We start from the raw sequence: 24,024 nt of genomic DNA, 5'->3' as shown, positions 1-24,024 counted from the left end.
GGTAAGGTGCGCTTCGGCGCAACCTACGGATTGCCTTCATAACAAATTGTTAATAGCAGATGAACTACAAACTACAATCTCCACTCTCTCCAGAACTAGAAAAGTATCGCGACAGAATCGAAGCTACCATTAAACCTTACATCGAAATCCAAACCCAGAATAATGATGACGTTAATTGGTGGCAGAGTAAATTTGGGGGATTACCTTATTTACCTAAAGGCTTTGAATATCCCAAAACTTGTGACGGTAAATATTTATTTTTGCTAGCGCAACTCAACTTTGATGAAATACCGCCTTTAGAGGGTTTTCCCGATCGGGGTATCTTACAGTTCTATATAGCCGACGATGACCTATATGGTTTAGATTTCGGCAATCCCGCCAATCTAGATAATCCCGCACTCGAAGACAGATTCAAAATAATCTATTTTCCTCAGCCAGACTTCACAGTTGAAAACATGATTACCAATTATGATTTTTTGCCGGAACTAGAAAATTTTCCTGTTCGTGGCTGTTGCAGCTTGCAATTTACTAAAAAATATGCGCCGCTTAGTACCAATGACTACCAATTTATTGAACTATTAGGAGAAGAAATTAACGAGTTATTTATGAACCCAGAAATTGAGGATGAGTACCGAGAAATATCGAATTCCTTTGGTCATAAAATAGGTGGTTATCCATATTTTACACAAGACGACGTAAGAAAATATAATAGTAACTCCGATCAAAAACAAAAGCCGGATATTCTTCTATTCCAAATGGATACCGATTGCAATGAGACAGTAGATATCATGTGGGGAGACAGTGGTGTAGGTAACTTTTTTATTGATGAATCAGCACTCAGAGAATTATATTTTAGTAAAGTTTTATACAATTGGGATTGTTGTTAAAAGCAGCAGTTAAGTAAGCACACCTAAAAAAACATAATATCCAGAACCCCGACTTCTTTAAGAAGTCGGGGTTCTAACAGATTGAATAGTGTTTGACTATGCCCAAGGCCCAATGCCCAATGCCCTAAACCTGAGATTTGTGTACCACCACGGGTGTTCCCACCGAGGCCCATTCAAATAGCCATTTAGCGTGATTGACAGCTACATTTGTGCAGCCGTGAGTAACGGGATTGCCAAACAAATTGTGCCAGTAAGCGCCGTGAATTGCCATGCCTCCGTCGTAATACATTGTATAGGGAACGTCCGGCACGTCGTAGTCCGGCCCAGTCATTCTAGTAACGCGGTGTTTGGTTTCAACGGCAAAGGTTCCCGTGCGGGTGGGAGTCGATGATTTGCCGCTGGAAATAATCACCGCGTAAACGGGTGTATTTCCTTCCCAAGCTATTAACCTTTGTCTTGACAAATCTATTTCAATCCAGCGTTCGCTGGATTGCTGCAACAGCATAATTTTATTGGCAATTATGTTGTGTTCTTCGCTGGCCAATGCGGTCATTGAACCGCCGCAGAATGTAGCAAAAGTGAGGGCGCAGCCGGCACAGAAAGTTCCAGCGCGGCGGAAGTAAGTTGAGTTGATAATGCTGTTCATTTCTCACACCTCGTACTATTTTAGATTTTAGGTTTTAGATTTTAGATTGGCTTGTCCTATTTTAGATTTTAGATTTGAAATGTTGGATTGGGAAACTGGACTTAACAAGTTGTTAAGTTTTGGGTAAGATCTCGTGCAATTTGGGCGATCGCCCGCCAATCGCGATTTTCCACTAAGTGTTTAGGAAATAAATCTCCGGCCAAACCAACGGCGATCGCCCCGGCGTCAATAAATACTTTCGCATTTTCCAGCGTCACCCCGCCCGTGGGAATTAAAGGAATGTTTCCCAGGGGGCCTTGCAGGCTTTTCAGGTAAGCCGCGCCTCCCAAAGCCGATATCGGAAACACTTTAACGCAGGTAGCGCCTGCTTGCCACGCGGTCACAATTTCCGTAGGAGAAAAAGCACCGGGGACGATCGGCACTCCGGCATTAACTGCTGTTTTAATCATACTTAAATCGGTATGCGGAGTAAACAGAAACTGAGCACCGCAGTCGATTGCTTGTTGCAACTGTTCTAAATTTAATAAAGTGCCGGTGCCAATACTAAAAGTAGGGAATTCAGACCGGAGTTGGGGAATTAATTCAGCGGCTTTGTGGGTATTCCAAGTAATTTCAATAAACTGGATTCCGCCTGCTGCTACCGCTGATGCCATCTGCCAAGCAACTTCCTTATCTGAGGAACGGATGACTGCGATCGCCCGGTGTTTTTTTAGTAGTGTCAACCAAGATTGATGATTCATCCTAACTGATTTTGCCCCCAGATAATTCAATACAGTTCATATCGGAAGACCGAGCGGTTGAAACCGCATCTATACAAGCAAAACCCACCTCCGTGGGTTTCCGAGGGGGCGGTTAAAATTGCGTTATTTTCTTTACACCACAGGCGAGTGGACTGCGTTTGACTCGCTAGCTAGAGTAAGTCAAGCCTCAGCATCGCTCGGTTGTGCCATCCATATTACCGCCATTTGCATAACCTCGCTCTACCCGTTGTAATGAGCAACAACTTTAGTCACTTTTCCGGTTGAACTGACTTCCATAAACTCACCTGCCTTCGTGCCTTTTTGGTTGATGTAGTAAAGGACAACACTGGAAACTCCCCACATCACATCAAGCAACTCAAACTTGAGGTCAGGATAAACTTCCAGCCCCTTTTTGAAGTAGTTTCGTAGGGCTTCTTTGCCTGTCACTGTCCCAGATGGTTCGTTTAGCAGTTGCGCTGCGACAGGCGATATCAGAATTACATCTTCTGCGTAATGGGACATGATTCGATCGAGGTTATGAGTATTCCAAGCTTCAACCCAATCAAGTGCAAGTTCACGCGCTCTATCTTCAGTGACGATCATGGTTTGCTACTCCAATGCTTTTTTTGGCTGCTTCCTGTGTGCCCACAAAAAAATCGGGGCGATTCCAGACAATCCCAGAATCACCCCAATTATCGATTTCAAATTTTAGATTAAATCTAAAATCCCAAATCTAAATTGTAAAATCGATTAGGCGATCGTCGCCATTTTCACATCGCTATTAGCTAACAAATTTTGCAATTCATCCGCATCCACCGTTTCCTTTTCAACTAGCATATCTGCCAAAGCATTAAGGACGTGGCGGTTGCCGACGAGTACATCTTTAGCGCGGCGGTAAGCTTGTTCTACCAACAAACGCACTTCATCATCGATCGTCGCTGCGGTTTCTTCAGAGAAATCGCGTTCAGCCATGATATCGCGACCCATGAACATATTGCCTTGTTGGCGACCGAGAGCCACAGGGCCTAGCCGATCGCTCATTCCGAAGCGAGTCACCATTTGGCGCGCTACTCTTGCCACTTGCTGCAAGTCGTTCGACGCACCGGTTGTTACTTCTTCTTCGCCGAAGACAATCTCTTCAGCAATGCGGCCGCCCAAAGCTACCGCCATTTGATTTTGCAAGTAAGACCGAGAATACAAGCCAGAATCCATCCGATCTTCGCTGGGTGTGAACCAAGTCAAACCGCCAGCGCGGCCGCGGGGGATAATGCTAATTTTCTGCACAGGGTCATAATCGGGCATCAGCGCGCCGACTAAAGCGTGACCGGCTTCGTGGTAAGCTACCAAAGTTTTGCGCTTTTCGCTCATCACGCGGTCTTTCTTTTCCGGGCCTGCGAGCACGCGGTCGATCGCATCGTTGACTTCATCCATCGAGACTTCGGTCAAGTTGCGGCGGGCGGCTAAAATTGCTGCTTCGTTGAGTAGGTTGGACAAATCCGCACCGGTGAAACCGGGTGTCCGGCGGGCGATTTTTTCCAAATCCACGTCTTTCGACAAAGTTTTGCCGCGGGCGTGAACGTTGAGAATTTCTAGGCGGCCTCCGAAGTCGGGGCGATCGACTACAACTTGGCGATCGAAGCGACCCGGACGCAGCAGCGCCGCATCGAGTACATCGGGGCGGTTCGTGGCAGCAATCAAAATGATGCCAGTATTACCCTCAAAGCCGTCCATTTCAGTCAGCAACTGGTTGAGGGTTTGTTCCCGTTCGTCGTTACCACCGCCCAAACCAGCGCCCCGCTGGCGGCCTACGGCGTCAATTTCATCGATAAATACGATACAAGGAGCGTTAGATTTAGCTTGTTCAAACAAGTCGCGGACGCGCGAAGCACCGACGCCGACGAACATTTCCACAAATTCTGAACCGGAAATCGAGAAGAAGGGAACGCCTGCTTCTCCAGCAACTGCTTTTGCCAGCAGGGTTTTGCCTGTTCCGGGAGGGCCGACCAGCAGCACGCCTTTGGGGATTTTTGCTCCGACTGCGGTGAAGCGGTCTGCATTTTTCAGGAAGTCCACGACTTCTGCGAGCTCTAGCTTGGCTTGTTCGATGCCGGCCACGTCGCCGAAAGTCACCTGAGTTTGTGGCTCCATTTGGACTCTAGCTTTGGATTTGCCGAAGTTCATGGCTTGGTTGCCGGGCCCGTTTTGGGCGCGCCGCACCAGGAAAAACAGTCCGACCAAAAGCAAAATCGGGAAGAACAGGCTGCTGAGGGCTTTTACCCAGAAGCCTTCGTCGCTTTGGGGAAGAACTGAAATATCTACGTTATTTTTGGTCAGGATGTTGATCAGTTCGGGGTCGTTCGGCAGGTTAACGAGTACCTTGTTGCCGTCCTGGGCTGTGACCAGGGCTTTGCTGCGATCGGAACTGATATTTATTTTGTCTACTCTCTTGCCTTCGACTTCCTGAATGAATTGACTGTACTTCCAAACTTCGCGGCTTGGGGGCTGTTTGTCAAAAAAAGCCGTTGCTAAGGCAATGACTACAATAGCCAGCAGTGCGTACAGGCCAGCGTTTCTCCACCGTTTATTCACCGAGGTCGATCCTCCTAATTTTTAGTCCCTGTGATTTGGGAATTTTTATTTATGTTCATCAATCTTAACGTAATTGTAACTTGTTTTTGTGTGGTGAGGAATCCCGGCCATGCTGTGGCGGTCTGAGGTCGCGGGAACGGAACTGCCCTGGGCGGCGTCAGGAGATTCGGGTGTTGTCCTAATTTTTGGGTATCTTCTTACACTATAAGGCATAATTTGTCAAGATTATCAAAACTGGTGGCGATCGCGTTAATCCCTTTTTCGGTTAAATAGCCATGCAGAAACCGGGTTTGTTGACGGAAATACTGCACTTGAGTCTTTAAAAAAAGTGAAAAACCCGGTTTATTTGGTAGTTACGCGTAAGTTCTCTTAAACTGTTAGGTAAGGTAAAGTAGGACTGACCCAGAAACCAAGTGTGTTTACCACAAATCGTCATTTACCCCAATAGTCTGATCTCAAAAATCTGCTTTCTTTCGTAACTAAATTTAACTTCAGGTTTTTTTTTAGAAAACGCATTCCCAGATTAATCACACAATGAATTAAGGAGAAAATTTTATCATGACTTCAGAAATTAATAAAATCATTCCCGCAGAAATTAAGTACGATCAATTTTATCAGGCTATTAAACAAATAGCCAAACAAGAAGATATCAAAACCATTTTAGAAATAGGGTCATCTTCCGGTGAGGGAAGTACAGAAGCATTTGTCACAGGAATTAGAGAAAATCCCCATCATCCTCAACTTTTTTGCATGGAAATTTCCCAGGCAAGATTTACCGCACTACAAAACAGATATGCTAAGGAAGGCTTTGTAAAATGTTATAATGTTTCATCAGTAGGAATGAACAAATTTGCTCAAGAAAAAGAAGTTCTTAATTTTTATAATTCTTACCAAACAGCACTTAATCAATACCCCATAGAACGAGTATTAGATTGGCTCAAACAAGACCTAAAATATCTTCAAAATTCTGGAGTATCTCAGGCAGGAATTAAGCAAATAAAATCAGAAAACAAAATCATTTTTTTTGATGTTGTCTTAATAGATGGTTCTGAATTTACCGGGGAAGCTGAATTAGATGAAGTCTATGGCGCTAAATTTATATTGCTAGATGATATTAATACCTTTAAAAATTATAATAATTACCATAAACTTCTCAAAGATCCCAACTATAAAATCGTAGAACAAAGCTTTTCGATTCGGCACGGTTATGCGATTTTCAGAAAATTAGATTCCGCCGTAGCAGGCTCAAGCTCTTTGTCTGAAAATTATATCGCTCTCATTCCAGCAGAAATCAAAAATGACGTCAGCTCAAAGGATTTATCGAATCCCCTCGCTTCTAGAACATCATATCCAAGCGGGTTCAGACCGATGAGTCAGTCATTATCAAACCTTTCGATGAAAAATTCAAATGCCATTGAGTCCCTTTTTGAGAGCGGAAAGCCTATTAAGCTGGAGCTAGGGGCTTCAGAAAAAAGAATGGAAGGGTGGACGACAATTGATCTAGATCCTAGGAGCGATTTATGTCTTGATTTATCACAACCCCTTCCTTTCCCAGACAATTGTGTAGAGCAAATATATTCATCTCATTTATTAGAACACTTCTCTTACCCCTGCCCTATGGTTAACTTGCTCTCTGAATGCTATCGAGTCCTAAAACCAGGAGGAGTATTCAAAGTAGCAGTACCCAACGCGAGGATATATATAGAGGCTTATGGGAAGCCAGAAAGCTTTGACGCGCAAAAACATTGTCTTTATAAGCCAGCATTTCACTATCATTCAAAAATAGACTTCATTAACTATATTGCGTACATGGACGGTCATCACCGCTTTCTGTTCGATGAAGAAAACCTCCCCAAGATTATTGCTAATGCTGGATTTGAAGATGTCAGACTAAGATCCTTTGAACTAGGCTTAGATTTAAAAGCAAGGAAGCATGAGTCCATCTATGTAGAGGGTACAAAACCTCTGGCGGGTACAAAGCTCCTGAGCGTTCACTTTTTCACTATTGTCCTTAACGGTGAACCGTTCATCCGTTATCATATTGATGTCTTGAAAAAATTACCCTTTCGATGGCACTGGCATATTGTCGAGGGGGTGGCAGATTTAAAACATGATACGGCTTGGAGTGTCACTCTGGGCGGTAATATTTCTGATGAGGTTCATCGCGAGGGGCGCAGCCTGGATGGGACTACCGAATATTTAGATGAACTGGCTCGTCTCTATCCCCAAAATATTAGCATTTATCGTAAGCCAGAAGGCGAATTTTGGGAAGGGAAACGAGAAATGATAAATGCTCCTCTTTCCCGGATTTCTGAAGAGTGTTTATTGTGGCAAATTGATGTAGATGAACTCTGGACTTTTGAGCAGATTTGCAAAACTCGACAGATGTTTATTGAACATCCTGAAAAAACAGCGGCTTTTTATTGGTGTTGGTATTTTGTTGGGGAAAATTTAGTTATTAGCACTCGTAATTGTTATGCAAATAATCCTCAATATGAATGGCTACGCACTTGGCGTTTTAAACCAGGTATGGTATGGGCAACCCATGAACCGCCCAGATTAGCGGAACCCTTACCTAACGGTAAATGGCGCGATGTCGCGTTTGTTAATCCTTTTCAACATCAAGAAACCGAAAAAGAGGGGTTAGTTTTCCAACATTTTGCCTACGTTACCCCGAATCAATTGCGCTTTAAAGAGCAATATTATGGTTATAAAAATGCGACTTCCCAATGGTTAAATCTGCAACAACAGACTCAATTTCCTGTCTTATTGCGTCAATACTTTGATTGGGTTAAGGATGAAACTCAAGTCAATAGCGTGATCGCTTGTGGAGTAGAACCCCTTGCACAACGAGATATTAGTACAAAAAATTGGCACTTTAAAACTGTGTCTGCTTTACCTGCACTTGCTGTTAACCCTAGCCAAAAATATCCGACAATTCTCATTGATGGTGTATTTTTTCAACATAATAATACAGGCATTGCTCGCGTTTGGAAATCCCTCTGGCAAGAATGGGCAAATACGAACTTTGCTCAAAATATTATCATTTTAGATCGAAACGGAACTGCCCCAAAAATTACCGGTATCCGTTATCGAAATATTCCCCTTTACGATTATGGTAATACCGATCGCGATCGCGCGATGCTCCAACAAATCTGCGATGAAGAAAAAGCCGATTTATTTATTTCTACTTATTATACAACCCCTTTGTCAACGCGATCGGTATTCATGGCCTACGACATGATTCCAGAGTTGATGGGGCAAAATATTGGTCATTCCGAGTGGAGAGAAAAGCATTGCGGTATCCGCCACGCCTCGGCATACATCACCATTTCGGAAAATACAGCCCGCGATTTAATTAAGGTTTTTCCGCATATTTCTTCAAATTCTATCGCTGTAGCACACTGCGGAATTGATGCCAATTTTTCGCCAGCCGATAGAGAAGAAATTTCAGGCTTTAAGTCAAAATACAGCATTACCAAGCCCTATTTTCTTTTGGTAGGCGAAAGGGTAGGCTGGCATGGTTACAAGAACGGGATATTGTTCTTCAAAGCCTTTTCTCAACTTGCCAACAAGTTTGACTTTGATATAGTCTGTGCAGGTGGCAAACCTATATTAGAACCCGAGCTGGAATTGTACTGTTCTGGGAATACTGTCCACACGCTGCAACTAAGCGACAGCGAACTGAGAGCTGCTTATTCTGGTGCTTCAGTGTTAGTTTATCCGTCGAAATATGAAGGCTTTGGGTTGCCAGTCCTTGAGGCAATGGCTTGCGGTTGTCCAGTCATCACCTGTCCAAACGGCTCGATTCCAGAAGTAGCAGGACAAGCAGCGGTTTATGTAAACGGGGATGATGTTATTGGGCTTGTCAATGCTTTGCAGGAAATACAGAAGCCCGCTGTCCGCAACTCATTAATTGCGGCGGGGTTAGAGCAAGCTAAGAAGTTTTCCTGGTCGAAAATGGCTGCAATTGTTAGCTCAGCTTTGGTTCAAGTAGCTGAGCACGCACATTCGGAGAATGCTTCCGTTCAACAGCCAACTGATGGAGCCTTGCAGGGGGAATTAGGGAATGGTGAGAACTCGCAGCCTCTCCCCTCCGCTTTTAAAGTATCTGCGATCGTTTCTACTTACAATTCCGAAAAATTTATCCGCGGCTGCTTGGATGACTTGGTAGAGCAAACCCTGTACAAACAAGGCCAACTCGAAATCATAGTAATTGACAGCCGTTCCCAAGAAAATGAACAGTCTGTTGTGCGGGAATTTCAAGCGAAATATCCGAATATAGTGTACGATCGCACTTCTGACCGCGAAACACTATATGCAGCCTGGAATCGAGGCATTAAGATGTCGCGCGGAGCTTACATGACTAATGCTAATACCGATGACAGACATCGCCCCGATGCCCTAGAAATCATGGCGAAATACTTGGATGAAAATGCCACAGTAAGTCTGGTTTATGCTGACCAATTAATCACCAGCACAGCTAACGATACTTTTGCAAAAACCCAAGCACAAAAGCGCTGGAAGTGGCCAGCATTTGACTACAGCGAACTCGAACGGCGCTGCATTATTGGCCCTCAGCCGATGTGGAGAAAATCGCTGCACGAAAAACACGGCTATTTCCGAAGCGAATTTACGGCGGCTGGCGATTACGAATTTTGGCTGCGGATTGGCAAAAGCGAAAATATTGTGTACTTGCCAGAAATTCTCGGCTTGTACTACGAAAATCAACAAGGTTTGCAACATTCATCGCCAATATCGTACCAAGAAACTCGGCAAATATGGGATGAATATGGGATCACTCGCCGAGGTGTAAAACCAGCCACTACATTACCTGTTTCACTCTCTCCATCACAGCTAAATGCCATGCCCTACCGCACCTCCGCAGAAACACTCGTCAGCGTAATCATTCCCTGCTACAATCACGCAACTTTACTCAGAGAAGCTGTTGAAAGTGTTGTCCGTCAAACTTATCCAAACTGGGAGTGCATAATTGTCAATGATGGCAGCACCGATGATACCAGCAACTTCGCCAATTATTTAATTAAACTGTATCCTCAAAAATCGCTTCGCCTCATAGATAAACCCAACACGGGACCCGCTGATTCGAGAAATGTTGGCGTTCAGCAGTCGTCAGGAAAGTTTATTTTATTCCTAGATGCTGATGATAAACTTCATCCCAACTTTCTAGAGGAGTGCGTGGAAATTTTATTAGCAAAACCCAAGGTTGGTTTTGTCTACACAGATGTGCAGCACTTCGGAGCAAACTGCGATTTAGTTGTTCACGGTGACTTTGATGCGAATCGGTTTTTGAGAGACAATCAAGCCCCCGCTACTTCCCTATTTAGAAGGGAGATTTACGAGCAAGTAGGCGGCTTGAAAAAAGTGATGAAGCTGGGATGCGAAGATTGGGAATTTTGGGTTTCTGCCTATGAAAAAGGCTGGTTAGGCGATCGATTACCTAAGCCTTACCTCTATTACAGGCAGCACGGCGACGGCTCTAGCAGAACCCAAAAAATGGCTGGCGATCGCCCAAAATTAGACTTAATGAGAGCCACAATTATTCACCTCCACACTCAACTTTACAACCCAGAAGAAGTGCGTTGGTCACAGCAAATTTTGCAGCAACACGGCAATTTAATTGCTAACGAATTAGTTGAATTAAACAAACCCGAACAATTTTTAACTTTGCTGTCCCAATATGTGGGAGAGTATCAAAAAGACCAAGCTAATGAAGTAAACCTCGCTAACATCCGCCAATCTCGGCAGCAACTTGCCAATTATTGGCTGAATCTGCCTGCAGAACAAGTGGCAAATGCCTATGGCGGTGATGCAGGTAAGGCGCAGCAGCTACTGCTAAACAGCAATATCAAAGATGAAGCGCTGACAGATGCCGAAAAGACTGTTATCGATCGACTAGCAGCACATCTATCCCAGGGAGTTAAAAATCCCAAAGATATTAACTACCTACTAACAGCCGCCCTCTATCGTCGTGCAGATCAGTTACTGCTGAACTATGAAAAGGCAGTTATACCTAATTGGTTTGTCAACGACTACCTCAAATTTATGTTTGCTGCGCCTACTCTTTTTCAAGAAATAGGAGAAGCTGACAATTATTGCCGGTATGTGCAGGGATGGGTCAGTTATTTGCATAGCAATATCTTCAAGAACCAAAAGTCACAAGTGTGGCAGGAAATCGCCTCGTTATTCACGAAAAGCGCTAACTTTATTCCTCTGTACTTTAATAGTGAAAATCTCAAGGAGGTATACACAAAGCGGGCCGATATTATTGAATATGCCATGAAAAATCGTGGCGCTGCGATTGATTGCATTTTTCCGACTAGACCTGCTAACAGGCCGAAAATTCGCCTTGGTGTCCTGACTAAACATTTCGGGGCGATGACGGAAACTTTCGCTACCTTGCCAGCTTTTGAATATCTGAATCGAGAGCAATTTGAAATTATTTTATACGCTCTCAATCTCGACGGGAATAAACTAGAGCAGTATTGTCAGAGTCGCGCTGACAGACTGGTTAAACTGTCTAATGACTTGCCAAGTCAAGTTCAGACAATCCGGGCTGATGACTTAGATATTCTGCTGATTGCTACCAATATTACTGCGGTTACTCATCCGATTAGTTTACTGGCGTTGCATCGATTGGCGCGGGTACAAACTACCTGTTTTAATTCTCCCGTTACCACAGGAATGCGACACATTGACTATTACATTGCTGGTAAGTTGATGGAACCTTCACCTGAAGGACAGGAGCATTATCGCGAGCAATTAGCAACTATTGACGGGCCTGGTTGCTGTTTTAGCTATACCCTCGAACCTTACACTCCTAACATTAATTTCACTAGAAATAGTATCGGCATTTCCGAGGAATCGGTGGTCTTTATTTCGAGTGCGAATTTGTATAAGCTAGTGCCGGAGTTAAGGGAAACATGGGCAAAGATTATGGCGGCTGTTCCTAATTCTGTGCTGTTTTTAATGCCCTTCGGCCCTAGCTGGACTAATCATTATCCTGGGGGGGCTTTTGTGAATAATATGAAAGCCGTTTTTGCTAAGTATGGCATTGAGAGTAATCGTTTGCGGGTGTTGAAGAGTTTTCCTAACCGTGCGGATGTTAAAGAAGTTTTGAAGTTGGGGGATGTTTATTTGGATTCCTATCCCTATGCGGGGACTACTTCCCTTGTAGATCCGTTAGAGGTGGGACTTCCAACTGTTGTCAGGGATGGTGATACTTTGCGATCGAGAATGGGGGCTGCGGTGGTACGATCGCTCTCTATGCCCGATTTAATTGCCAATAGCGAAGCATCTTACATTCAACTAGCCGTTAGTCTCGGCACTAATCCTGAACTTCGGCAGCGCTATCGCCAGGAAATTCAGCAAAAAATGCAAGCTAATCCAGCTTGTTTTGACAGTGTGGCATACTCTGGGGCGATCGGCAAATTATTCCAAGAACTCTTTGGCAACTGGCAAAGCAGCCACCTGGAAGCATCGCGCAACTTACAGGATAGCATTCCCAAGCAGCCAGATTTGGACGAGATTCTCTCGAATGCCGTCAACCTTTACCAACGAAACTCCTCAAACATCTCAGCAATATCCGAACTGCGTCAAATCCGCAAACAAATCGCTGATTTTTGGCTCAACCTTCCCGCCGAAAACCTCGAAACCGCCTACCGAAGCGCTTCAGGTAACAGCTATCAAATCCTGCTCAAGAGCGGTTTCCAACGTCAACCGATGATCGAAAGCGAACAAATATTTTTGCAGCAATTAACCCAGATTAGCAAAGGATTAGTGCATCCCAAAGCTGTCAACGCCTTGCTTGCTGCGATGCTGTATTTCCCGCCGGGAACCATGCGAATTCCCGACGCTCGTAACCGTTTGCCGCACTGGTTAATTGGGGATTACGAACAAGTTTTTGAGACTGAATCCGCCGTCAAGTCTGATTCAACTACTGATTTGCTAGCTCAATACATTCAATCCCGGCAATTCGCGAATCAACTGTTAGGATGCGTCAATCTTTACCGCATCGATCCATCTGACGAATCGATAGTTTTGGAACTCCGCCAAATCAGAAAACAAATGGCTGATTTTTGGCTGACTGTTCCTTCAGAAAAACTCGAAAGTTTTTACCGAGGAGACGTTCGCAAGGGATATCAAGCAATACTTAGCTGCGGCTTGCAAGCAGAATCGATGACTGAAGCCGAACAGCAGTTTTTGCAGAAATTGACTGAAATTAGCAAAGGGTTGGTGCAGCCTCAAGCTATCAATGCTCTGCTGGGGGCAATGCTGTATTTTGTTCCGGGAAAAATGCGGGTTCCCGATGCTCGCACCCGCTTGCCCCAGTGGTTGCTTGAAGATTACGAAAAGGTGTTTGAGAGCGCATTTACGACAACAGAACAACCACTTGTTAAACAAGATTATCTGCCGCAGTTTATAAATCAATTAACTGCTGCTGTCAATCTTTATGAAATCGACCCGACGGCTGAATTGGTAATAGCAGATTTGCGGCATATTCGCAAGCAAATTGCCGATTTGTGGCTGAGCGTTTCCGGCGAACAAGTAGAAGTTTTGTACCGGAGCGATTTTGGCAAGGGTTACAAAGCAATGTTGGGCAGTGGGTTTATTAATGAGCCGCTGCATGAGAGCGATCGCGAGTTTTTTAACTCGTTGGTTGCTGAGTTAAGTAAAGGGTTTGGAACGCCGAAAGCTGTGAATAATTTGTTGGCGGCGATGCTGTATTGTCGCCCTGGACAGTTGCAGGTTCAGGATGCGAATACTTGTTTGCCTCCGTGGTTGTTGGCGGATTACGAGCAGTTTGTTGGGGGTGCGGTTAAGGTGGCTGTTGGGTGATGAAAGGCGGAGTTTTTGAGATTTGGGATTAGTTGCTAATTTCAAATCTCAAGATTAAACGAACCGCGAAGACGCCTTCGGCGAAGGCGTTCCCATTCCCTGCAGGGGTTCGGTGAAGGGTAGGGTAGGACACCAAGCAAGAGAGTAGAACGGAAGAGAAAGAGTTGAGAAATTATTGTCTCTACTCCGAGTAATTCAATTTAACACAAGTTCTGGCTGCTGAGTCTCAAATAAGGGGCGAGTTACCTGACGCAGTAGCACAGTTTCTAAACTGCCTTCTACTACATTTTCTGCTTCTATTTCCAACTCACCCCACAATAGCCGATCGCCTTGATTGGGCATTTTACCTAAATTGTGAATCACGAATCCGGCGATTGTTTGGTAAGCTTGGTTAGTCGGCAGGTTTAACCCGAGTTTTTCGTTAACTGCTGTCACTTCCCATAGGCCTGAAATTAGTGCCGAATGAGCATCTTTTTGGATAACAGTTGCCTCGGAAGCTGGCAGCAGCGGTTGAGACTCTTTACTGGTAATCCAACCAGTCAGCAGCCGCACGGTACCGTTGAGAATTGCTAGCAGCGGCCACAGTAATTTTGAGCAGAGTTCGAGGGCTGGCATCAGCAGCAAAGCGGTGCGTTCTGGGGCGTGGGTTGCTAATACTTTGGGGATTAGTTCTCCTAAGACTATTTCTACGTAAGTTACAAAGATAAAAGCTGCGGGAACTGCGATCGAATGAGCAGTCAGCATAGCGGGAAAATGACCGATCGGCAATTTGTCGATCCACGGTTCTATCCAGTGTACAGTCGCTCCCTCACCCAACCAGCCCAACAGCAAACTCCCTGCTGTTGTTCCAGTTTGAGTCACAGACAGGTAATGCGGTATGTTGTTTTGAGCTTGGTGGACGAGTTCGGCAGTTTTGGCGGTTGGGCGATCGTCCAACTGGGCAAGTTGGCGGATTTGATGGCGATCGGCTGATACTAATGCTAGTTCTGACGCCACAAAAAAGGCGATTAAAAGTGTTAAGCCCAGCAACATTGCTAATCTCAGCATTGTTTGAGCGACTTCTATTTCCAGGCAAGTAAGGTTGTTCAAGATAGATATCTAATATGATAGAGGTTTTAGGTTAATTCTTTTATTTTAGCTTGGGATTCAGATAGGTTTATCCCCCGAGATTTCGGATATCCCCACTACTCTTATTCGTAGGTGCGCCGAGGAGGCGCACCTTACCCGCAGAACTTGTAAACTCTTTCTCTTCTCTTATCCTCCTTCGCCATAATAGGGCTAAGGCGAGTTTCATCGGTTCGTTAAAAAAATCTAATTGACAACACCGGAACTCATTGCTGTATCAACTTTCCCTTACTCCCCGGAGCGAGTTAATTTCTGTAAAAGTCTGCACCGGATCGGACTTCAACCCGCCTTGAATGTAATTCAACTTCACTTCTTCCAACAAATCCGACAGCAGCGACTGCAATTCCCCGAGAGTTTTCTCATCTTGCAATTCCCGCCGCAAACTTTGATTAAATTCTTGGCTGAAATTATCGAGAATTTTTCTACCTTTATCGTCTTCATAAGTAGTAGATACCACATCCACAGCAGTTTGAGTCAAATAACTTGCTAGCTGTTCCGTCATCTCGGTCGGCAAAATGTTAATAGGAGAGATAGTTTGTAGGATTTGATAGAAATCCGACTGTTTGATTGTTGTTTCCAAATTGTGGTGCAGCAATTCTTCCAAATCTGGTTGCACCTGCGGCAAAACTTTGTAAATTGTCAGATCCAAAATCCGCTTGGTAATTTGTTCGATCGTATTTTCCTGATTGACATGAAGGTACGGCTGCTGCGCCAGCAACATCTGCGCTGCGTCGCCCTGTTTGATCGAACTTTTAGCTTGATTGATAAACCGCACCATCATGTATTCCGAGATCGTATTGGCTAAATAAGCCACCGGTTCGTAGGTAACTTGAGCAACTACGCCATCGAGATTCACCAAAGCCGACTTGTGAAGCCGCACCAATACCGGCAGAATCCGCCACCCCTGCCAAATCGGTATCACCAGAAACACCTCGTACCAGCGCCTCAGCACAAAATCAAACCAAGTTACCCCCGGTTTGCGGCGCGTATGGAACAGACTTTTAATCAAAAATTCCGCCCCAAAAAAACCGATAAACAACGCATCAATTCGCCAAAACTGGTCAGCGCTTTTCAAATATTCTGGATTTTGTAAACTTGAATCAATGCCTTTAATCGGGTCATAAATTTTAACTAAACTTGGAAAATAGCTCTGATAAACAGGCCGCAACTGAAGGTAACTGAAATGGAAAAGTACCAGCAAAAAATTGACCAGCGCTACTAGGGCGCTGAATTTTGCCCAAGAAATTGCTTTTTTGGACAATGTTATATCGGTGGTGTTAACAGTTGTGTTGGAATCAGACATAAAAGTAATCTTCTGAATTTGCTAATCGATAAATCTATCTTGTGGCTGAGGCTAAAAAACTCTTAACCTATTAAGATCCCTTGGACGATAAGTATAAGGAAACCAAAGACCGTGAACTTAAAAACAGTCATATCGCTGCTCAAACAAACTTTTACTGAATGGCAAGAAGATAAAGCGCCAACCTTAGCCGCCGCCCTAGCCTATTACACAGTCTTCTCCCTCGCCCCGCTGCTAATTATCGTAATTGCGATCGCCGGTTTAGTCTTTGGTGCAGACGCAGCCCAAGGTCAAATCGTCGCCCAACTCCAAAGTTTAATCGGCAAAGAAGGCGCCCAAACCGTCCAAGAACTCATCCTCAAAGCCTCCGAACCAAAGTCGGGAATGATTGCTACTTTAATCGGCATCGCTACACTTTTGTGGGGTGCTTCCAACGTGTTTACTAATCTTAAAGAAGCCCTCAATACTATTTGGAATGTTTCACCGCCTCCCGGACGAGGAATCTGGGGATTTCTGCAAGACCGCGTATTGTCTTTTGCAATGATTTTAGGCATAGGCTTTTTACTGCTAGTATCTTTAGTAATTAGTGCGATTTTAGCCGCCGTGAGCTATTGGTTGAACGGCTTGCTGCAATTACCAATCAACATTTGGCAGATTGTGGACTTTGCTATCTCCTTTGGCGTAGTTACGCTGCTTTTTGCCTTAATTTACAAACTTTTGCCCGATGTCCATCTTGCCTGGAATGATGTTTGGATCGGCGCCGCCATCACCTCAGTGCTGTTTACTATCGGCAAATCCATAATTGGAGTTTACCTCGGAGGTAGCGGTATCGCCTCTACCTACGGTGCTGCGGGTTCGTTCGTGATTATCCTGCTTTGGATTAATTATTCCGCTCAAATTCTCTTCTTAGGTGCCGAGTTTACCCAAGTTTGGACTAACCGATACGGCTCCAGAATGCCCGGTTCGCGAAACAATATCCTCAACAGCGAAAACGGTGAATCCTCCCCACGCAAACATCGGAAGAACTCTTAACATTATACAAACGGGAAATTTGAGGTTAAACTCGCACTCCGGGTTTGACACAATAAGCAAGAAGCAAGAGGGAAAAAGGCAGAAGGTGCAAGGCGGAACGAAAGAAAAATTTTGAAAGCAATAACTTTGCTTTTTTTTTCGCTTCCCCTGTAACATTCGGTCTTTGGGACGACCGACTTCTGCTTTCTCGAAAGCCCGAGTTATTTATTCAGAGGGGTAAAATTCTACCTTCTGCTGACCTCGCATCTCTAGCAGCAACCTGAAAGCAGGCTCGAGTTATAGATAGCTAAAAGGTGCGAGTTTTACAGCGGCCAGAATACGGAAAATTCCATTTACCCTCGTTCATTTATATTTTGATTATCTAGAGTTTGAGCTGCTGCACGTCTCTGTCAGCAGAAGGAAGTCGTCTGTGAATTTTTTCCTGGAACTTATCCCTGAAGGATGATTTATCGATCCCCCCGTTTCACTTTAATACAAATTAGCTAGAAGATTCCAGTCCCGGCGCAGCAGCCAAAATTGCACTTTTAATCTTCTTAGAAAATATATTTAAATTTTGGTAAACAATCATGGTTTCATTAAATAAAAAAATCCTCGCTCTCATCTCAGTACAGGGTGATCCCTCTGTGGAAATTGGCAAAGAAGAAGCGGACGGGGAAAATGTTTACGTGCGTCAAGTAGGCGAAGCTCTGGCTACACAGGGGTGGCAAGTTGATATGTTCACCCGCTCATCCGATCGGCAACAAGCAAGGATTGTAGAGCACAGTCCCAATTGCCGGACAATTCGGCTAGTAGCCGGGCCACAAGAATTTATTCCCCGCGACGAACTATACGGATATTTACCAATCTTTGTTCAAGAATTTCAGAAGTTTCAGTTAGAATCAGGGTTTCAATATCCCTTAGTTCACACGAATTACTGGCTGTCTTCTTGGGTGGGAATGGAGTTGAAAAAATCGCAACCTCTGCAGCAAGTTCACACTTACCATTCTTTGGCAGCAGTTAAATACAAGTCGGTTTCGACAATTCCGATGATTGCCAAAACCAGGCTGCAAGTCGAAAAAACACTTTTGGAAACAGCCGATCGCGTGGTGGCTACCAGTCCCCAAGAAAAAGAACACATGAGGTCTCTGGTTTCCTTAAAAGGCAATATTGACATCATTCCCTGCGGTACCGACACTGAACGGTTCGGCTCGATCGCCCGATCGACCGCCCGCCGCCACTTGGGCATAGCCCCCGAAACCAAAGTCGTGTTGTACGTCGGCCGTTTTGACCCCCCCAAGGGCATCGAAACCTTAGTCCGCGCCGTCAGTCTTTCGGCAGTGCCCAAAGCCGATTTAAAACTCATTATTGGCGGCGGGTGGCGTGCGGGGGAAAGCGACGGCCTAGAGCGCGATCGTATCGGCAGCATCGTTGAAGAACTCGGGCTGAGCGACATTACCAGTTTTCCCGGCGCCTTGAGCAGAGACATTCTCCCTGGCTACTACGCCGCCGCCGATGTGTGCGTCGTTCCCAGCCACTACGAACCCTTCGGTTTAGTCGCCATTGAAGCGATGGCCTGCGGCACGCCCGTAATCGCCTCCGACGTAGGAGGGCTGAAATATACTGTAGTGCCGCAACAAACAGGTTTGCTCGCCCCGCCGAAAAATGAAGCAGCCTTTGCCGAGGCGATCGATCGCTTGTTACTTGACTCACTATGGCGCCAGCAACTCGGACACACAGCCCGCCAGCGCGTCGAAACCTATTTCCGTTGGGACGGTATCGCCTCCCAACTCAGTCAACTTTACACTCAACTGCTCGAACAATCGGCCCTTGAGCTTGACCCCGTGAGCGCTTAGTAGTATCACTTAGTATGGTTGAAGCCAGTTTCCATTGATCCCTGTTTCACTCATCCGTTATAGCTGGGAACCTTCAACTAGAAGTGATATCAGGAGGTACTCTTGTACGCATCAAAAGATCTGGGACGCCACCTGCTCCCTATGTCAGACATGGAGCTAATTCGCCTGTGGGTAAATCGCCAATCCCCCCGCAACCGGCACTTTAGCTGGCAGGCGGCTAACCATTTTCGAGTGTTTGTCGCAAAACCGCTGGCACAAGTTACTTTGACAGATGTGGAGACTTTCGCCACAGCGATGAGAGCTCGGAAACTTCCACCACGTTTTTACAAGCAAACCTTGGTAGCGCTGAAATCGCTGTTCGCCTTCGGCCAGCAAACGAAAATTTTGCCCGCAACACTCCCCCTTCACCGGTGGCCGGTTCTGCGCCGGAACCGCTCCAAACGCCTTCGTTTTCAACTCTCTTGGGGTTTCTTAATCTGTTTGTGCTTTTTCTTAGGTCGAATGACGCCGAGGTTGCTGTGGGCACAATCGGTCTCGCCAGAAAGCTCGCCCACCCCGAAACGCCTGCAGGAAGTTGCAGCCCTCGATTCACCAGACAAAGGAGAGGATAACATCGAGCGCGATCGATCACCCGAAGCTGCAACCCTGAATTCACCAGCTCCCAGACAGGATAGCAGACTCGATAGCATCGGGCCCGAACGTCGAGTCAAAGCCTTTCTCGACACCATAGCCGCCGCCGAAGGAACCGCTAGCCCCGACGGCTACCGCACGCAGTACACCGGCACGAAATTTGTCAGCTTTCAAGATCATCCCAGAGAAATGAGGTGCGGCCGTCGTTACCGCAAAAAACTCTGTTCCGATGCAGCGGGGCGATATCAGTTTCTCAGCACCACTTGGGACAGATTTGCCAAAAAATTTGGCGTCCGCGATTTCAGCCCAGAAAATCAAGATTTGATGGCTATAGAGTTAATCCGAGAAAAAGGTGCCTTAGAAGATATAGAAGCGGGTCGATTAGAGTCAGCAGTCAGAAAACTCGCTTACATCTGGCCATCTTTTCGCCGTTATGGTGGTTCTGTGGAATCGTCTATGCCCACACTCGAAGCCATGTATCAGAAAAATTTGGGGATTGACCGCCCAGGATTGGTTGTTAGCAATTAGTGAACAGTCCCAGGACGAGTTTAGATTGGGGTTGGGCAATTTTGGATTAAATTTTAACATCCAAAATTGAAAATGAGGGAGTTATGGGTGATGTCTATTCTTCAGAAATTTAAAAATTAAGCTAATTTTCCATCTTCCATGTGAACGATGCGATCGGCAATATCCAAAATTCGGTTATCGTGGGTTACTAACAAAATAGTACAACCCTGTTCTTTGGCAAGTTGCTGCATCAAATTCACCACTTCGCGACCGGATTTGCTGTCCAGGGCGGCTGTTGGTTCGTCAGCTAGAACAATTTGCGGTTGACTGACCAAAGCGCGGGCGATCGCAATTCTTTGTTTCTGTCCTCCCGACAAATCATCTGGATAATAGTTAATTCGCTGTTCCAGTCCTACTAACTCTAGCATTTTTGCAGAGCGATCGCGCATTTGGGAACGCGACAAATTCCCGTGAACTTCCAAACCCATCTGCACGTTTTGCAGCGCCGTCAAACTGCGGTGTAAATTGTGCGCCTGAAAAATATAGCCAATTTTGCGCCGCGCCTTTACCAATTGGTCTGAACTCGCTTTGCACATCTCTTGACCGAGAATTTTGAGACTTCCCGATTGACCGGATCTCAGTCCGCCAATCAAAGTTAAAAGCGTAGTTTTTCCCGAACCGGAAGGCCCTGTCATCAGCACGATTTCACCTGCCTCAATGTCGAGATTAATGTCAAAAAGTACCTGTTTTCGCAGTTGACCTTGACCGAAGTAGTGGTCGAGTTGGTGCGCGGAAACTACAGGTGCAGGAATCTGTAATGCGTTGGTTGTTGGGTAGAGAGTAGTAGAATTCATAACTTCTTGGTTTGAGGTTTGAGATTTAATTAAGAGACAAGGTTGCCTAAATCTTTGATTAAGAGGCAAACCGCAGATGAACGCAGATGAAGGCAGATGAATTTCAAGATTGGGAATTTTTTCACTTCAAGTCTAATAAACCGCTTTTGTCGCCAACAAGGCAGAGGAAAAAGAAGATAAGGATTACAAAAATATGTTTTTAGTCAGGGCTTTAGTCTTTCATACTCTCTGATTCATTTTCCCTTAAAACATATCTGCCGGGTCGGCTGCTTGCAGTTTTCGAGTGGCAATTGCTCCTGAAATAGTGCACATAATCACGTTCAAAAGTAAGACTATAAATGCTCTAAGCAGCGTCATGTACAAAGGTAAATTTGTAGCTTTGCGAGTTAAAGAGTAGAGTCCGAGAGAGACTCCTACTCCTGGCAAAAAACCGAGGACGGAAAGAATTAGAGCTTCTTCAAAAACGATGCCGAGTAAATAAACATTGCGGTAGCCCATCGCTTTGAAAGTAGCGTATTCTCCCATGTGGTCGCTGACATCGGTTGAGAGAACTTGATAAACAATAATCACACCAACGACAAAACCCATCGCGACGCCTAAATTAAATACAAAGCCGATCGCAGTATTCTTAGCCCAATAGTTTTTCTCAAAATCGATAAATTCTTGTTTGGTTAGTACCTTGACATCCGGCGGTAAATATGCTTTCAAAACTTGTTGAACTTCCATGGGGTCAGCACCCGGTTGCAGTTGAATTAATCCGGCATTGACACTCGCGGCGTTTTGTCTGGGAAACAGGCGCAGGTAATTTTGATCGCTAGTCATCAAAATACCGTCGGCGGCAAAAGATGCTCCAACTGTGAATAAACCGCTGACGTTAATCGTGCGTCGCTCTACCTCAGCTTTAACGGCTTTGCCTTCAGCAATTTGCGCGATCGTCCCTTGGTACTCTCCCCTAGAAGCTCGATCGAACAACACGGTATCCGGCAATTTAATCGCGCTCAAATTTTGGTTGACTTCTGGAAGCGCAAACGCAGGGCGATCGGGATTGAAACCCACGACCATCAGCGACGTTTCGCGCCGAGTTTCAGGATTTTTCCAGTTAGCAATTTTTACGTAAAGCGGCTCGGCTGATTTCACGCCCGGTACGTTCATTGCTTGATACAATCTGCGCCTGGGAAAGGAAGACAAATTAATCAAATTTCGCGCTTGGGGGTGAATCAAAACTAAGTCTGTTTGCAAGGCTTGATGCAGCCGCGTATTGCTGGTGTAAAGCGCATTTTGAAAGCCTAACTGCATGAACATCAAAACGTCAGCAAAGGCAATTCCTGCTACTGCAACGGCCATGCGGCCTTTGTCGTGACTCAGTTGCAGCCATCCGAGGGAAGTTCTGCGTCTTAATTGTTGTAAGGGTTTTATGAGTCCAAGCATAGGATTTTAGATTTTAGATTTTGGATTTTGGATTGAAGAAAGCGACCCTGCGGTTTAAGACTTATTAATCTTTAATTTCCCCGATCGCCACTTTGACTTGCAAATTGGTTAATCCCGCTACTTTCTGGCTGGAAGCTTCATCTAAGCGCACTTTTACTTCCACAATTCGACTATCAATATTCGCAGAAGGATCGGTGTTAACAATGTTTTGCCGCTGCACTTGCAAACCAATATGTTCGACAGTTCCGCGCAATTCGCCGGTCAAAGCATCGCTAGTAATTTTGGCGGTTTGTCCGAGGCGTACTTTGTCCACATCGCTTTCGTAGATTTCCGCAACAGCCAGCATCTCGCGAGTTTGTCCGAGTTCGACAATGCCGTCGTTTCCCACCCTTTCCCCCGGATGCGTGTGAATTTTCAGGACTTGGGCGTCTCTGGGAGCACGGATGTAAGCTAGATCCAGATTGGCTTTGGCGCCTTTGGCTGCTGAAGCGGCGGAACTGACTTCGGCGGCGGCTGCTGCTATGTCAACGGGACGCACTTCGGCGATGCGATCGAGATTTGCCGCAGCTTCATTAATCTGCTGTTGTCGAGATTCCTGAATTTGGCTGAGTTTGGCTTGCGCTTCGTTAATTTGCTGCTGGCGGGATTGCTGAATTTGGTTGAGTTTGGCTTGGGCTTCGTTAATTTGTTGTTGGCGGGATTGGCGAATTTGATTCAGTTTTGCCTTTCCTTCGTTGAGTTGCTGTTGGGCTGTTTCGGCTGCGAGGCTTTTGCTGTCGCTAGTTGAGGCGGAAATTGCTCCCTGTTCATACAGTTGGGAGTAGCGCCGATCCTCGCTTATGGCGTTGCGGAGTTCGGCTTGTAGACGGGCAATTGTGGCTTGTTGGGTTTGAATTTCACCTTGTTGTTCGGCCTTGATGCGGGCAATTGTGGCTTGTTGCGCTGCAATTTCGGTGCTGCGATCAATTTCTAGACGGGCAACGATCGCCTGTTGCGCTGCGATCTCGTTGCTGCGATCGGCGGATAAACGGCTAATAGTCGCTTTCTGGGCTTGGATTTCGCCGTTTTTGGCTCCTGCTTTCACTTTTGCTAGGTTTGCCTCAGCGACGCGCACCTGTTCTTGAGCTTGGTCGAGGGCGGCTTGCAGGCGATCGCGGCTGTCCAAAATTGCGATCGCTTGGCCTGTTTTCACTGTGTCTCCCTCTTTCACCAAAAGTCGATCGATCCGGTTTCCTTCCGCGGCACCGGAGGCGGAGACTTTAATTACTTCTCCTCTGGGTTCCAGTCGCCCCAAGGCTGTAACTGTGGTTAATTGCGATGCTGTGACGGCTGCTGCTGCGGCTACTGCGTTGGGATCGGGTATGCGCGATCGCCAGATCGTGTAGCCTGTGGTTCCCGCTGCCCCCAGGGTTGCTACTGCTGCTACAACTAGGAGTTGTTTAACTAGGGATGGAGTTGAGGATAAGCCGTCTGCTGTTGGTTGGTGTACCATGACATACCTCTTTTTGAGGAATAAAACTAAACCGTTTAGTTCTGATATGTTTTAATACTAAACCGTTCAGTATAATGATGTCAAGATCCTAAATAAAAATTAC

15 protein-coding genes are annotated in these 24,024 nt (G+C 45.6%); 5 read left to right on the top strand and 10 right to left on the bottom strand.

Annotation, left to right across the window (positions count from 1 at the left end):
- Positions 1–59 precede the first annotated feature (59 nt).
- Positions 60–887, top strand: coding sequence for a DUF1963 domain-containing protein (locus QUA25_RS19205; protein ID WP_333040550.1), 828 nt, complete (start codon positions 60–62; stop codon positions 885–887).
- 124 nt (positions 888–1,011) lie between these two features.
- Here the strand turns inward: QUA25_RS19205 and QUA25_RS19200 are convergent, their stop codons facing one another.
- The 5 genes from QUA25_RS19200 to QUA25_RS19180 form a co-directional block, all read right to left on the bottom strand.
- Positions 1,012–1,533 carry a L,D-transpeptidase gene (locus tag QUA25_RS19200; protein WP_333040548.1) on the bottom strand — a complete coding sequence of 174 codons (522 nt, stop codon included), beginning with the start codon at positions 1,531–1,533 and terminating at the stop codon, positions 1,012–1,014.
- A 101-nt stretch (positions 1,534–1,634) separates the two neighbouring features.
- On the bottom strand, positions 1,635–2,273 hold the full coding sequence (locus QUA25_RS19195) for a bifunctional 4-hydroxy-2-oxoglutarate aldolase/2-dehydro-3-deoxy-phosphogluconate aldolase (protein WP_333040546.1): 639 nt from the start codon (positions 2,271–2,273) through the stop codon (positions 1,635–1,637).
- 240 nt (positions 2,274–2,513) lie between these two features.
- A complete protein-coding gene (locus tag QUA25_RS19190; RefSeq protein ID WP_190733226.1) occupies positions 2,514–2,876 on the bottom strand; it encodes a nuclear transport factor 2 family protein in 363 nt (120 codons plus the stop codon).
- Positions 2,877–3,023: 147 nt separating this feature from the next.
- Positions 3,024–4,862, bottom strand: coding sequence for an ATP-dependent zinc metalloprotease FtsH3 (ftsH3, locus tag QUA25_RS19185; protein WP_006633639.1), 1,839 nt, complete (start codon positions 4,860–4,862; stop codon positions 3,024–3,026).
- 45 nt (positions 4,863–4,907) lie between these two features.
- Positions 4,908–5,075, bottom strand: a complete 168-nt coding sequence (locus QUA25_RS19180) for a hypothetical protein (RefSeq protein ID WP_333040542.1) — start codon at positions 5,073–5,075, stop codon at positions 4,908–4,910.
- Positions 5,076–5,420: 345 nt separating this feature from the next.
- Between QUA25_RS19180 and QUA25_RS19175 the strand changes: the two genes are divergently transcribed.
- Positions 5,421–13,721: a glycosyltransferase gene (locus tag QUA25_RS19175; protein WP_333040540.1), complete on the top strand. Its 8,301-nt coding sequence runs from the start codon at positions 5,421–5,423 to the stop codon at positions 13,719–13,721.
- Positions 13,722–13,916: 195 nt separating this feature from the next.
- On the opposite strand, the gene QUA25_RS19170 is transcribed toward QUA25_RS19175, so the two are convergent.
- Together QUA25_RS19170 and QUA25_RS19165 are read right to left on the bottom strand one after the other, a co-directional pair.
- Complete coding sequence (locus tag QUA25_RS19170; RefSeq protein WP_333040538.1) at positions 13,917–14,810, bottom strand: CNNM domain-containing protein; 894 nt, start codon at positions 14,808–14,810, stop codon at positions 13,917–13,919.
- Positions 14,811–15,063: 253 nt separating this feature from the next.
- Positions 15,064–16,149 (bottom strand): hypothetical protein, encoded by a 1,086-nt coding sequence (locus tag QUA25_RS19165; RefSeq protein ID WP_333040536.1) that lies wholly within the window; start codon positions 16,147–16,149, stop codon positions 15,064–15,066.
- A 111-nt stretch (positions 16,150–16,260) separates the two neighbouring features.
- On the opposite strand from QUA25_RS19165, the gene QUA25_RS19160 reads away from it, so the two are divergent.
- From QUA25_RS19160 to QUA25_RS19150, 3 genes are all read left to right on the top strand, one after another.
- The gene (locus tag QUA25_RS19160) at positions 16,261–17,178 is read left to right on the top strand and encodes a YihY/virulence factor BrkB family protein (protein ID WP_333040534.1); all 918 of its coding nucleotides are present in this window, start codon (positions 16,261–16,263) and stop codon (positions 17,176–17,178) included.
- Between the two features lie 566 nt (positions 17,179–17,744).
- Positions 17,745–19,010: a glycosyltransferase gene (locus QUA25_RS19155; RefSeq protein WP_333040532.1), complete on the top strand. Its 1,266-nt coding sequence runs from the start codon at positions 17,745–17,747 to the stop codon at positions 19,008–19,010.
- A gap of 102 nt (positions 19,011–19,112) precedes the next feature.
- Positions 19,113–20,168: a glycoside hydrolase family 104 protein gene (locus QUA25_RS19150; RefSeq protein ID WP_333040530.1), complete on the top strand. Its 1,056-nt coding sequence runs from the start codon at positions 19,113–19,115 to the stop codon at positions 20,166–20,168.
- Between the two features lie 116 nt (positions 20,169–20,284).
- On the opposite strand, the gene QUA25_RS19145 is transcribed toward QUA25_RS19150, so the two are convergent.
- From QUA25_RS19145 to QUA25_RS19135, 3 genes are all read right to left on the bottom strand, one after another.
- Complete coding sequence (locus tag QUA25_RS19145; RefSeq protein WP_333040529.1) at positions 20,285–21,001, bottom strand: DevA family ABC transporter ATP-binding protein; 717 nt, start codon at positions 20,999–21,001, stop codon at positions 20,285–20,287.
- Between the two features lie 243 nt (positions 21,002–21,244).
- A complete protein-coding gene (devC, locus tag QUA25_RS19140) occupies positions 21,245–22,429 on the bottom strand; it encodes an ABC transporter permease DevC (RefSeq protein WP_333040527.1) in 1,185 nt (394 codons plus the stop codon).
- A 64-nt stretch (positions 22,430–22,493) separates the two neighbouring features.
- Positions 22,494–23,921, bottom strand: coding sequence for an HlyD family efflux transporter periplasmic adaptor subunit (locus tag QUA25_RS19135; protein WP_333040525.1), 1,428 nt, complete (start codon positions 23,919–23,921; stop codon positions 22,494–22,496).
- Positions 23,922–24,024 lie beyond the last annotated feature (103 nt).

The organism is Microcoleus sp. Pol17C6 (genome assembly GCF_036701145.1).
Classification (GTDB): Bacteria; Cyanobacteriota; Cyanobacteriia; order Cyanobacteriales; family Microcoleaceae; genus Microcoleus.
The sequence above is the reverse complement of the archived record's forward strand: the minus strand, read 5'-3'. Positions and strand labels throughout refer to the sequence as shown.